General features: G+C 72.2%; 13 protein-coding genes. 6 read left to right on the forward strand and 7 right to left on the reverse strand.

The window, feature by feature from the left end; genetic code table 11:
* Positions 1-29: 29 nt before the first annotated feature.
* Complete coding sequence (locus tag AC2RP6_RS16445; protein WP_486446895.1) at positions 30-1676, forward strand: phospho-sugar mutase; 1647 nt, start codon at positions 30-32, stop codon at positions 1674-1676.
* A gap of 259 nt (positions 1677-1935) precedes the next feature.
* Here the strand turns inward: AC2RP6_RS16445 and AC2RP6_RS16450 are convergent, their stop codons facing one another.
* Genes AC2RP6_RS16450 through afsQ1 form a run of 3 tightly spaced genes read right to left on the reverse strand, consistent with a single transcriptional unit; the run spans position 1936 to position 4755 of the window.
* Positions 1936-2601, reverse strand: coding sequence for a hypothetical protein (locus AC2RP6_RS16450; protein WP_486446896.1), 666 nt, complete (start codon positions 2599-2601; stop codon positions 1936-1938).
* On the reverse strand, positions 2594-4180 hold the full coding sequence (locus AC2RP6_RS16455) for a sensor histidine kinase (protein WP_486450353.1): 1587 nt from the start codon (positions 4178-4180) through the stop codon (positions 2594-2596). The genes AC2RP6_RS16450 and AC2RP6_RS16455 overlap by 8 nt, the downstream gene beginning before the upstream one ends.
* Complete coding sequence (afsQ1, locus tag AC2RP6_RS16460) at positions 4078-4755, reverse strand: two-component system response regulator AfsQ1 (RefSeq protein ID WP_063754818.1); 678 nt, start codon at positions 4753-4755, stop codon at positions 4078-4080. Before afsQ1 ends, AC2RP6_RS16455 begins: the two co-directional genes overlap by 103 nt.
* 200 nt (positions 4756-4955) lie before the next feature.
* Between afsQ1 and AC2RP6_RS16465 the strand changes: the two genes are divergently transcribed.
* Entirely contained in the window at positions 4956-5654 is a 699-nt protein-coding gene (locus AC2RP6_RS16465; RefSeq protein WP_486446897.1) for a SigE family RNA polymerase sigma factor, read from the forward strand.
* A gap of 153 nt (positions 5655-5807) precedes the next feature.
* Here the strand turns inward: AC2RP6_RS16465 and AC2RP6_RS16470 are convergent, their stop codons facing one another.
* Positions 5808-6509, reverse strand: coding sequence for a uridine kinase family protein (locus tag AC2RP6_RS16470; protein ID WP_486446898.1), 702 nt, complete (start codon positions 6507-6509; stop codon positions 5808-5810).
* A 50-nt stretch (positions 6510-6559) separates the two neighbouring features.
* Here AC2RP6_RS16470 and AC2RP6_RS16475 point away from each other — a divergent pair, with 50 nt between their 5' ends.
* Entirely contained in the window at positions 6560-6919 is a 360-nt protein-coding gene (locus AC2RP6_RS16475; RefSeq protein ID WP_486446899.1) for a hypothetical protein, read from the forward strand.
* A gap of 198 nt (positions 6920-7117) precedes the next feature.
* Here AC2RP6_RS16475 and AC2RP6_RS16480 read toward each other — a convergent pair whose 3' ends face one another.
* Genes AC2RP6_RS16480 through deoC form a run of 3 tightly spaced genes read right to left on the reverse strand, consistent with a single transcriptional unit; the run spans position 7118 to position 10451 of the window.
* The gene (locus tag AC2RP6_RS16480) at positions 7118-8038 is read right to left on the reverse strand and encodes an aldehyde dehydrogenase family protein (RefSeq protein ID WP_486446900.1); all 921 of its coding nucleotides are present in this window, start codon (positions 8036-8038) and stop codon (positions 7118-7120) included.
* The gene (locus tag AC2RP6_RS16485; RefSeq protein WP_486446901.1) at positions 8031-9482 is read right to left on the reverse strand and encodes an aldehyde dehydrogenase family protein; all 1452 of its coding nucleotides are present in this window, start codon (positions 9480-9482) and stop codon (positions 8031-8033) included. Before AC2RP6_RS16485 ends, AC2RP6_RS16480 begins: the two co-directional genes overlap by 8 nt.
* A gap of 6 nt (positions 9483-9488) precedes the next feature.
* Complete coding sequence (gene deoC, locus AC2RP6_RS16490; protein ID WP_486450354.1) at positions 9489-10451, reverse strand: deoxyribose-phosphate aldolase; 963 nt, start codon at positions 10449-10451, stop codon at positions 9489-9491.
* 185 nt (positions 10452-10636) lie between these two features.
* On the opposite strand from deoC, the gene AC2RP6_RS16495 reads away from it, so the two are divergent.
* The 3 genes from AC2RP6_RS16495 (at position 10637) to AC2RP6_RS16505 (ending at position 12187) form a co-directional block, all read left to right on the forward strand.
* Positions 10637-11284, forward strand: a complete 648-nt coding sequence (locus AC2RP6_RS16495) for a PH domain-containing protein (protein ID WP_486446902.1) — start codon at positions 10637-10639, stop codon at positions 11282-11284.
* Between the two features lie 94 nt (positions 11285-11378).
* A complete protein-coding gene (locus tag AC2RP6_RS16500) occupies positions 11379-11948 on the forward strand; it encodes a VanZ family protein (protein ID WP_486450355.1) in 570 nt (189 codons plus the stop codon).
* 38 nt (positions 11949-11986) lie between these two features.
* Complete coding sequence (locus AC2RP6_RS16505) at positions 11987-12187, forward strand: PspC domain-containing protein (protein ID WP_486446903.1); 201 nt, start codon at positions 11987-11989, stop codon at positions 12185-12187.
* Positions 12188-12195: the final 8 nt, after the last annotated feature.

The following is a 12195-nucleotide window of genomic DNA, read 5'->3' on the forward strand; positions in this document are numbered from 1 at the left end:
GGGACCGTACGAGAGGTAAGGCGGAAGTAGTGCAGGAACAGGACGACCTGATCACCCGGGCGCAGGCCTGGCTGGCGGAGGACCCCGACCCGGAGACGGCGGCCGAGCTCGACGCCCTCATCGCGGCGGGCGACACGGCGGAGCTGACCGACCGTTTCTCCGGCACCCTGCAGTTCGGCACGGCCGGACTGCGCGGTGAGATCGGCGCGGGCCCGATGCGGATGAACCGCAGCGTGGTCATCCGGGCCGCGGCGGGCCTCGCGGCCTACCTGAAGGCCCAGGGCCACGCCGGCGGCCTGGTCGTCGTCGGCTACGACGCGCGCTACAAGTCGGCGGACTTCGCCCGCGACACCGCGGCCGTCATGACCGGCGCCGGCCTGCGCGCGGCCGTCCTGCCCCGCCCGCTGCCCACGCCCGTCCTCGCGTACGCCATAAGGCACCTGGGCGCCGTCGCCGGCGTCGAGGTGACCGCGAGCCACAACCCTCCCCGGGACAACGGCTACAAGGTCTACCTCGGCGACGGCTCGCAGATCGTCTCCCCGGCGGACACCGAGATCGCGGCGGAGATCGCCCGCGTGGAGACGCTCGCCTCGGTGCCCCGCCCGGAGTCCGGCTGGGAGCAGCTCGGCGACGAGGTCCTTGAGGCCTACCTGGCCCGCACGGACGCCGTCCTGACCCCCGGCTCCCCCCGGGGCGTGCGGACGGTCTACACGGCCATGCACGGTGTCGGCAAGGACGTGGTCATGGCGGCCTTCGCCCGGCACGGCTTCCCCGAGCCGGTCCTGGTCGCCGAGCAGGCCGAGCCGGACCCGGCCTTCCCGACGGTGGCGTTCCCCAACCCGGAGGAGCCGGGCGCGATGGACCTGGCCTTCGCCAGGGCCGCCGAGGTCCAGCCGGACATCGTGATCGCGAACGACCCCGACGCGGACCGTTGCGCGGTGGCCGTCCCCACCGCGGACGGCTGGCGGATGCTGCGCGGCGACGAGGTCGGCGCCCTGCTCGCGGCCCACCTGGTCCACAAGGGCGCGACCGGCGTGTTCGCGGAGTCGATCGTCTCCTCCAGTCTGCTGGGCCGGATCGCGCGGGCGGCGGGCGTCGGCCACGAGGAGACCCTCACCGGCTTCAAGTGGATCGCCCGCGTCGAGGGCCTGCGCTACGGCTACGAGGAGGCGCTCGGCTACTGCGTGGACCCCGAGGGCGTCCGCGACAAGGACGGCGTGACCGCCGCCCTGCTCGTCGCCGAACTGGCCTCGGCGCTCAAGGAGCAGGGCCGCACGCTGGGCGACCTGCTGGACGACCTGGCGATGGCCCACGGGCTGCACGCGACCGACCAGCTGTCGGTCCGCGTCTCGGACCTGTCCGTCATCGCCTCGGCGATGGCCGCGCTGCGGGCGGAGCCGCCGGCCGCGCTGGCGGGCCTGCGGGTCGTCTCGGCGGAGGACCTGGCGAAGGGCACGGAGTCGCTGCCGCCGACGGACGGCCTGCGGTACTACCTGGACGGTGCGTACAAGGGGCGGGTGATCTGCCGCCCGTCGGGCACGGAGCCCAAGCTGAAGTGCTACCTGGAGGTCGTCGTCCCGGTGGCGGAGGCCTCCGACCTCGCGGCCGCCCGCGTGACGGGCCAGGAATTCCTGGACGCGATCAAGAAGGACCTCGCGGCGGCAATGGGCCTCTGACCCATCGGCGCAGGACTCCGTCCGCCGGACCGGTTCCGGGGCTCCGGCCCCGCCCGGCCAGGTTCCCGCCCCGTCCGGCGGGGCCTGGCCACCCTCTTCCCCCGGCCCCCTGAGCCCCGGCTCAGGGGGCCGCGGCGTATCCGGGCCGCTGCGCGGAGCTTTCTCCCCGCCCCGCGCTTTCGCCGTTTCCCGGGCTCTGCCCGGACCCGCGGGCGGAGCCCGGCGCCCCGCCCTCGCGGCGGGAGCCTCGGCTCGGGGCTCAGCGTCCGGTGGACGGCGTCGGCGTCGGCGTCGGCGTCGGCGTCGGGCGGACGATCTCGCCCAGCGTCGGGACCGACTCCGGGCGGGAGCGGACCGCGTCCGTGCATTCCCACGCCCGCGGCGGATCGGCGTCCGGTCCGCCCAGGACCACCGGGCCCGGCCCGGCCGACACCGTCTCGCTGCCCGCCAGCGTGCACACGATCTGCGACAGCGCCACCGGCGGCAGATCCTCCGGCTTGCGGCTGAGCCGCACCGTGCCCGCCGGGTCGCCCGCCTTCGGCGCGCCCGCCGTCAGCCCGGCCGGGACTCCGGTCGTGAAGCCGGCGTCCCGCTCCTCGGCGCTCGGCGTCCGCTCCAGCGCCTCCAGCAGCGCCTGCGCGGCCTGCACCGCGGGATCCCGGGCGGCGCCCTTCTCCGGCATCGGGACCAGCCGCTCCACGCCGACCAGCTGCGAGCCGCAGACCAGCTCCACCGTGGCCGGGAAACCGGACGCGCCGCTCTGCCCGCCCGGCTGCGCCGGAGTGTCGCACGAGACCCGCGACGGCGCCGCGCCCACGTCCACGGGCACGGTCGTCGCCCGGATCCCGCAGCCCGCCGTCGCGAGCAGCGCGATCCCGACGAGCGGGACCAGTACGGCCGGCACCGCCGGCAGGGGCCTAAGCATCCGGGTCACCACTGATCGCCTTTCCCACGTCCACCGGCAGCCGCAGGGTGAACAGCGCCCCGCCGCCCGGCACGTTGGCCGCGGTGATGTCGCCGCCGTGGATGTGCGCGTTCTCCACGGCGATCGACAGACCGAGCCCGCTCCCGTCCGACTTCGGCCGCGAGGCACTCGCCTTGTAGAAGCGGTCGAAGACGTGCGGCAGGACCTCCTCGGGGATGCCCGGGCCGTTGTCCTGGACCGCGATGACCAGCCAGTCCCCCTCCACGGACACCGACACCCGCACCGGCGATCCGCCGTGCTTGAGCGCGTTGCCGATGAGGTTGGCCAGAATGACGTCGAGGCGGCGCGGGTCGAGCCGCACCGTGATGTCCCGCTCGGCGTCGAGTTCGACCGCGTCGAGCCAGGCCCTGGCGTCGATGCAGGCCGTGACCTGGTCGGCGACGTTGACGTCGTCCAGGACCAGCTTGGCGGTACCCGCGTCGAAGCGGGTCACCTCCATCAGGTTCTCGACCAGGATGTTCAGCCGGCGGGTCTCGCTGACCACCAGGCCCACAGCCGGTGCGATCATCGGATCGAGGTCCTCGACCTCCTCCTCCAGCACCTCGGCGACCGCCGTCAGCGCCGTCAGCGGGGTACGCAGCTCGTGCGACATGTCCGCGACGAAGCGCCGGCTGGCCTCCTCCCGCGCGCTCATGTCGGCGACCTTCTTCTCCAGCGCCTCGGCCGTCTTGTTGAAGGTGTGGGAGAGGTCGGCGAGTTCGTCCGTGCCCGACACGTCGAGCCGGTGGTCCAGTTCGCCCTCGCCGAGCCGCCGCGCCGCGTCCCCGAGCCGCTGCACGGGCTTGAGGACGGTACGGGCCGCGGCCTGTGCGAGCAGCGCGGAGCCGAGCAGTGCGAGGCCGGTCGCGATCGTCAATGACCAGGCGAGCGCGTTCAGGTCGTCCCGTTCCTGGGCGAGGGACTTGTACATGTAGCCGGTCGGCCCGCCGCCCACGATGCGCGTGCCGCCGACCAGGTAGGGGTTGCCGCGCGGCTTCGTCCGCTGCCAGTACACGTGGTATTCGGCGTCGTTGGCCGCGGTCGTCTTCTGCCGGTCGTTCACCGCGCTCTGCAGGGACTCGGGCACGTCCGCGAGGCGGAAGTTGTCCGGCCCGGCCGCTCCGTACATCTGGCGGTTGTTCTTGCCCTCCTGCACGAGCAGCACGCTGTAGCCGGGGCTGCTGCCCGCCATCAGCTCGGCGGTGCGCTGCAGTTCGTCGGGCGTGGGGTCGGCGGGCAGCGCGGCGGCACGGTTCTGCATCTCCTGCCGGAAGTCGCCGAGGGCGGCCTCCTGGACGCGGGTGAGCACGGCCTCGCGGTTGAGCCAGTAGGCGATCCCGGAGGCGGACACGGCGGCCGTCAGGGCGACCAGCGCGAAGACCACGAGGAGCCGCAGCCGCAGGCTGGTCCAGCGCCGGCCCGCGAGCAACGACCGGATCACTGCGGGGAGTCCAGGCGGTATCCGACACCCCGGACCGTACGGATCAGGGTGGGCGAGGAGGGCACGTCCTCGACCTTGGCGCGCAGCCGCTGGACGCAGGCGTCCACGAGCCGCGAGTCGCCGAGGTAGTCGTGCTCCCAGACCAGGCGCAGCAGCTGCTGGCGGGAGAGTGCCTGGCCGGGCCGACGGCTCAGTTCGAGGAGCAGGCGCAGCTCGGTCGGAGTGAGCTGGAGGTCCTCGCCGTTCTTCGTCACCGTCATGGCGGCCCGGTCGATGACGAGGGAGCCGAAGCTCGCCGAGTCGCTCGACTCGCGTTCGCCGCGGCGCAGTACGGCCCGGATGCGGGCGTCGAGGACCCGCCCCTGGACGGGCTTGACCACGTAGTCGTCGGCTCCGGACTCCAGGCCCACGACCACGTCGATGTCGTCGCTGCGCGCGGTGAGCAGGATGATCGGCAGTTGGTCGGTGCGGCGGATCCGCCGGCACACCTCGAAACCGTCGATGCCGGGCAGCATCACGTCCAGCACGATCAGATCCGGCCGCTGCTCGCGGAGCAGTTTGAGGCCGTCCTCGCCCGTCGCCGCGGTGGCCACACGGTGGCCCTGGCGGGACAGGGAGAGTTCGAGGGCCGTGCGGATGGCGTCGTCGTCCTCGATCAGCAACAGGAAAGGCACGGGCTCATTCTGTCCCATAGCCCGTCGGGAGTTCGACCGTCAGGTGGACGAGATCCTGCGGGAGTCGCCCGCGTCCTCCCGGTGGTCGCTGTGACAGTGCTGTGACAGTCGACGGACACCCCGGTTAAGTCGGCCGGGCAATCTTCTTCTCAACGCACAGCAATACCGAAGCAGAGACACTCCACGACGGGGGGCGCGAGATGAACACGCTGCACAGCACCAGCACCAGCGCGGTTGTCACGCGGCTGCACGATGTGAACCGCCGGACGGGTGTCCGTACGGTGGCGGTCGCCCGGCCCCGGCCGGCCCACGTCGTAGCCATTGACGCGAACCAGTACCAGGCGGTTCCCGCCGAGCAGCGGACGCCGTCCTCCACGTCGGAGGCGGAGTTCACCGCGTACGTCCAGGAGCGGCGGGCCGCCCTGTACGCGACGGCCTTCCACCTGACCGGCGACCGTTACGAGGCCGAGGACCTGCTGCAGAGCGCGCTGTTCTCCACGTACCGCGCCTGGGACCGGATCAGCGACAAGGCGGCGGTCGGCGGGTACCTGCGCCGCACGATGACGAACCTGCACATCAGCGCGTGGCGGCGGCGGAAGCTGAACGAGTACCCGACGGAGGAGCTGCCGGAGACGGCGTCGGACACGGACGCGATGCGCGGTACGGAGCTGCGCGCGGTGCTGTGGCAGGCGCTGACCCGGATCCCGGAGCCGCAGCGCACGATGCTGGTGCTGCGCTACTACGAGGGCCGTACGGACCCGGAGATCGCGGAGATCCTCGGGATCAGCGTCGGCACGGTGAAGTCGAGCATCTGGCGCTCGCTGCGGCGCCTGCGGGAGGACGAGTCGCTGAGCTTCGGCCGCGACGAGGCGGAGTCCTTCGAGGAGCTGGTCGCGTAACGCGACCCACATGGACCATCGGGCCGGGGGCCCGTCCTGCGGGGGTGGGACGGGGGCCGTTGGGGGGGAAGAAGAGGCGGGATCAAGCGGCCGGGGGTCCGCGTGATCCCGCCTTTTCGCGTCCGCGGGCCGAACGGTGCAGGGTCCCGGCGCCTACGCGGGAGTCGTCGTGCGGTGGCGGCCCGCCGCGGCTGCGGCCAGCCGCCCGAGGGCCTCGTCACCGCCGCAGGCGTGTGCGCCGAGGGCGACGTGGCGGGCCACGATGCCGCGTTCGGCGCGCATCAGCCGCAGGCCCCTGCGCAGCAGGAACGGCACGGACTTGCGGCCTTCGCGCAGATCGCGGGCGAGCCGGCGGCGGAAGGTCGTCGAGGGGCGGCCGCGCAGGCAGATGGCGTCCGCGAGGAGGCCGAGTTCCTGGCAGCGGGCGGCGACGTCCGCGGCGAAGATGCCTTCGGCGATGAACAGCGGGGTACGGGCGATGTCGAGGGTGTCCCAGCCGGTGCGGGAGCTGGTGGAGATGTCGTACACGGGCACGTCCGTGCGTCCCGACGCGCACAGTTCGGCGATCGCGGCGACGGCGCTGTCGGCGTCCCACGACAGCGGGGAGTCCCAGTCGATGTCGGAGCTGCCCTCCACCAGCGGGAGGGTGGGGTCCTCGCACTCCTTGTAGAAGTCGTCGAGGCGCAGCACGGGGAGCCCGGAGCGGGCGGCCAGGGAGGATTTGCCGGAGCCCGACGGACCGGTCAGCAGGACGACCCGGGTCGGCGAAGGAGAGGAAGAGCTCACGGGACACCAGTCTGAACCATTCCCCCGGGTAGGGGATCCTCCCGGTGACCGGTTGGTGTCCAGGAACACACCTCCACTACGCTGCGTGCGCACGCGACTACGACCACAGGCGGGATCCCATGGCACGTCACGCAGGCCGTCACGCAGGCCCTTCGGCACCGAACCGGCTCCGCGGCGCGGGGCTGACCCTCTCGATGGCCGGCGCCGCGCTGGCACTGGCCGCGGGCGGCGCCCAGGCCGGTGAGCTGGACGTTCCGGCCGCCGTGGCCGGGGTCACGGACCCGATCGCGAACCTCAAGGTCAACCCGCTGGCGCACACCGGGGTGGATCCGCTGGACAACGGGGTCGCCACGAAGGTGGCGGACTTCCCGTCCGTGGGGACGACGGCGGTCACGGGGATCCTCACCCAGGGCCCGTCGGTGGGCGAACTGCCCACGGCGGCGGTCTCGTCCCTCCTAGGCCCCCTCGCCCCCCGCTGACCCCCGGCGAGTGAGCCGAAGGCGGCGCGCCGGCGAAGGCGGGCGAGCGCCCGGAGGAACCGCGAGGCACGAGCGGTTCCGAGGACGTACGCCCGCCTGCAGCCGGCAGAAGCGCCGCCGGAGGCGAACCGAGCCCTGAAAAAGGCGGCCCCGGCAGCGCGGGGGACGCTGCCGGGGCCGGTCTCGTGGGGGCCGGTCCTAGTAGGACGAGCCGCCCGCGCCCAGCGACCCGGTGGGGTGCCAGACGGTCTTGGTCTCCAGGAACGCCGTCATGCGCGACGTGCCCGGGTCGGCGTTCCAGTCGTCCACAGGCTGTGGACGCAGGACGCGCTTGAGGTTGTCGGCCGCCGCGATCTCCAGTTCCTTGGCCAGGGCGGGACCGGCTCCGGCCAGGTCGATCGCGTTGACGTCCTGGTGGGACGCCAGGTGCGGGCCCATCTCGTCGGCCTTGCCGGACAGGATGTTGACGACGCCGCCCGGCAGGTCGGAGGTGGCGAGCACCTCTCCCAGGGAGAGGGCGGGCAGCGGGGACTTCTCGCTGGCGATGACGACGGCGGTGTTGCCGGTCGCGATCACCGGGGCGATCACGGAGACCAGGCCCAGGAACGAGGAGTCCTGCGGGGCGACGACCGTGACGACGCCGGTCGGCTCCGGGGTGGAGAGGTTGAAGAACGGGCCCGCGACGGGGTTGGCCCCGCCGACGAGCTGGCCGATCTTGTCGGTCCAGCCCGCGTACCAGACCCAGCGGTCGATGGCAGCGTCGACGACGGCGGCCGCCTTGGACTTGGACAGGCCCTCGGCCTCGCCGACCTCGCGGACGAACTGCTCGCGGCGGCCCTCCAGCATCTCGGCGATGCGGTAGAGGATCTGGCCGCGGTTGTAGGCGGTGGCGCCCGACCAGCCGCCGAAGGCCTTGCGGGCGGCGACGACGGCGTCACGGGCGTCCTTGCGGGAGGCCAGGGGGGCGTTGGCCAGCCACTTGCCCTTGCCACCCGACGATGTTTGCGCGCTCACCTCGTACACCCGGCCGCTCTCGGAGCGGGGGAACTTGCCCCCGACGTACAGCTTGTAGGTCTTGAAGACGGTCAGGCGTGCAGGCGCCGCCGAGGAATCAGACATCGAGGTAGGCCTCCAGACCGTGGCGGCCGCCTTCGCGGCCGAAGCCCGATTCCTTGTAGCCGCCGAAGGGCGAGGTCGGGTCGAACTTGTTGAACGTGTTGGCCCACACCACGCCGGCGCGGAGCTGGTTGGCGACGGCGAGGATGCGCGAGCCCTTCTCCGTCCAGATGCCGGCGGAGAGCCCGTACTGGCTGTTGTTGGCCTTGGCGACGGCTTCGTCGGGCGTGCGGAAGGTCAGCACGGACAGCACCGGGCCGAAGATCTCGTCGCGGGCGACGGTGTGCGCCTGGGTGACGTTGCTGAAGAGCGTCGGGGCGAACCAGTAGCCGGCGGTCGGCAGCTCGCACGCCGGGGACCAGCGTTCGGCACCCTCGGCCTCGCCGGTGTCCGCGAGGGCGGTGATCCGGGCGAGCTGCTCGGCGGAGTTGATCGCGCCGATGTCGGTGTTCTTGTCGAGCGGGTCGCCCAGGCGCAGCGTGGAGAGGCGGCGCTTGAGGGAGTCCAGCAGCTCGTCGTGGATCGACTCCTGGACCAGGAGGCGGGAGCCCGCGCAGCAGACCTGGCCCTGGTTGAAGAAGATTCCGTTGACGATGCCCTCGACGGCCTGGTCGATGGGGGCGTCGTCGAAGACGATGTTGGCGCCCTTGCCGCCCAGTTCCAGGGTGACCTTCTTGTCGGTGCCGGCGATCGAGCGGGCGATGGCCTTGCCGACGGCGGTCGAGCCGGTGAAGGCGACCTTGTTGACGTCCGGGTGCTCGACGAGGGCCGCGCCGGCGTCGCCGTATCCGGTGAGGATGTTGACGACGCCCTTGGGCAGGCCCGCCTGGCGGCAGATGTCGGCGAAGAAGAGCGCGGAGAGCGGGGTGGTCTCGGCGGGCTTCAGGACGACCGTGTTGCCGGTGGCGAGCGCCGGGGCGATCTTCCACGCGAGCATCAGCAGCGGGAAGTTCCACGGGATGACCTGGCCGGCGACGCCGAGCGGGCGCGGGTTCGCGCCGTAGCCGGCGTGGTCGAGCTTGTCGGCCCAGCCCGCGTAGTAGAAGAAGTGCGCGGCGACGAGCGGGAGGTCCGCGTCGCGGGTCTCCTTGATCGGCTTGCCGTTGTCCAGGGTCTCCAGGACGGCGAGTTCGCGGCTGCGCTCCTGGATGATCCGGGCGATGCGGAAGAGGTACTTGGCGCGCTCGGAGCCGGGCAGCGCGGACCACTTCTCGAACGCCTTGCGGGCGGCCTTGACGGCGCGGTCCACGTCGGCGGCGCCGGCCTGGGCGACCTCGGACAGGACTTCCTCGCTGCTGGGCGAGACGGTCTTGAAGACCTTGCCGTCGGCGGCATCGGTGAACTCGCCGTCGATGAAAAGCCCGTAGGAGGGGGCGATGTCGACGACCGAGCGGGACTCGGGAGCCGGTGCGTACTCGAAGGGGGAAGTCTTGTGGTCCATGTTCATGGGGTCTCAGTCCACCGTCACGTAGTCGGGACCGGAGTACCGGCCGGTGCTCAGCTTCTGGCGCTGCATCAGCAGGTCGTTGAGCAGGCTGGAGGCGCCGAAGCGGAACCAGGTGTTGCTCAGCCAGTCCTCGCCCACGGTCTCGTTGACCAGGACCAGGAACTTGATCGCGTCCTTGGTGGTGCGGATGCCGCCGGCCGGCTTCACGCCGATCTGGATTCCAGTCTGCGCCTTGAAGTCGCGGACGGCCTCCAGCATGAGGAGGGTGTTCGCGGGGGTGGCGTTGACGCCCACCTTGCCGGTCGACGTCTTGATGAAGTCGGCGCCCGCGAGCATGCCGATCCAGGAGGCGCGGCGGATGTTGTCGTAGGTGGACAGCTCGCCGGTCTCGAAGATGACCTTCAGGCGGGCGGCGCTGCCGTCCTCACGGACGCAGGCCTCCTTGACGGCCTTGATCAGCTCGTACGTCTCCAGGTAGCGGCCCGCGAGGAAGGCGCCACGGTCGATGACCATGTCGATCTCGTCGGCGCCGGCGGCGACGGCGTCACGGGTGTCCGCGAGCTTGACCGGCAGCGCGGCGCGGCCGGCCGGGAAGGCGGTGGCGACGGAGGCGATCTTGACGTCGGCGCCGTTCAGCGCGGCCTTGGCAGTGGCCACCATGTCGGGATAGACGCAGACGGCGGCCGTCATCGGGGTCGTACGGTCGGTCGGATCGGGATTGACGGCCTTGGCGGAGAGCGCCCGGACCTTGCCCGGGGTGTCCGCGCCTTCCAGCGTCGTCAGGTCGATCATCGAGATGGCCAGGTCGATGGCGTACGCCTTGGCCGTCGTCTTGATCGAACGGGTGCCGAGGGAGGCCGCGCGGGCCTCCAGACCGACAGCGTCGACGCCGGGCAGCCCGTGCAGGAAGCGGCGCAGCGCACTGTCGGACGTCGTCACGTCAGCGAATGCGGTGAGGGTGGTGGGCATGGTCACCAGATGAGCATATCTACGCGCGTAGCGACCTGTCACCCCCCTGCGCCGGTTCTGACCGATCCGCTATGGAATCGACACCTCCGCGGATCACGGACGGCCACCGCGCCCGCGGCGTCACCCTGTACGCCGATCCCCGCGGCCGATAGGCCCACGCGGCGCCGTGGGGCAGAATCGACCCCATGAGCAGCCAGCAGCCGACCGATGAGCCGGTCTACGACGACCGGGTCTACCGCTCCTCCATGGGCGTCGCGTCGGGGGTACTGCTGCTCGCGCTGACGGCGTGGCTCTGCGGGGACGCCGTGGTGCGCGGTACGGGGAACACCCCGTGGATCGCGCTGGCGGTGGCGCTGTGCGTCGTACCGCTGATCGTGGCGTTCACGATCCGCCCGGCCGTCTTCGCCAACGACGACCGGATGCGCGTGCGGAACCCGTTCCGGATCATCGAGCTGCCGTGGGCCTCCGTGGACGCCGTCCGCTCCGGCTACTCGGCCGAGGTGCTGGCCGAGGGTTCGAAGTACCAGCTGTGGTCCGTGCCCGTGTCGCTGCGCGAGCGGAAGAAGGCCAACCGCCAGCGCCTGCGCCACGAGGGGCTCCGCGACCGCGAGGAGCGGTCGCCGGGCCGGTCCCCCGGTGAGAAGGCGCGGGTCCCGGCCGAGCCGATGCGGGCCAGCGCCGACCGGATCGTCGACGAGCTCCAGCGGATGGCCGAGCGCGGGGCCGAGCGGGCCGGTGCCCAGGGCAGCGTGCGCGTGCAGTGGTCGTACGAGATCATCGCGCCCGCGGTGGCCGGCGCGCTGCTGCTGATCGTCCTGGTCGCCACCCGCTGAGCGGGCCCCGGTCGACGACGGTCCGTGCCCAGCACCACACCAGGGAGGCGGAACCGTGGTTGCCAAGTGGTGCGTCCTCGCAGGTGTGCAGCGTATTGAGGCCGACGGCGCTCCCGCCGGCGCCCCCGCGATCCCCCTCCGCCTCCGACTCCTGGCCGGGGTCCTGCTCGCCGCCCATCTCGCGGTCGTCGGCTGGCTGACCCTGCGCCCCCTCGACGTCCCCTGGGCCGCCGCCGGCAATCTGACCCCGCTGGAGGGGATCCGGGCCGACCTCGCCCTCGGGCCGCTGGAGGCCGCGCGGCGGATCGGGGAGGGGCTGGCGCTGCTGGCCCCGCTGGGGGTGCTGGTGCCGCTGGTCAGCGGGCGGCTGCTGCTGTCGCGGCTGGCCGCGTGGTCCTCCCTGGTGCGGACCACCGCGGCGGGCGCGCTGGTCTCGCTGAGCATCGAGATGCTCCAGAGCGGGGTTCCGGGCCGGGTCGTGGACGTGGACTCGGTGCTGCTCAGCACCCTCGGCGTACTGATCGCGCACGCCGCCGTGGTGCCGGCGCTGCGGGCCCGGCTGCGCCGCTCACATGCCGTTTATCAGGGGGACACCCCGAGGATTTCCAGGGTCGGGCTCGGCCCCTGGACCGACGTTCTGTCCGCGGTCCAGCGGGAGTATTGAGCCATCGCACGAAAGCGATCCCGACGAAGGAGAACCTCATGAGCGCCCTGGTCCGCCCCCGTGACGGCCGTTTGATCGGCGGAGTCTGCGCCGGACTCGCACGGCGTTTCGGAATTTCCGCGAACACGATGCGCGCCATATTCGCCGTCTCGTGCCTGCTGCCCGGCCCGCAGTTCCTGATCTACATCGCACTGTGGGTGCTGCTGCCGAACGAGAAGTCCGCCTCGACCGCCTGGTAGCGGATCCG

This window comes from Streptomyces sp. WAC03905, assembly GCF_057371075.1.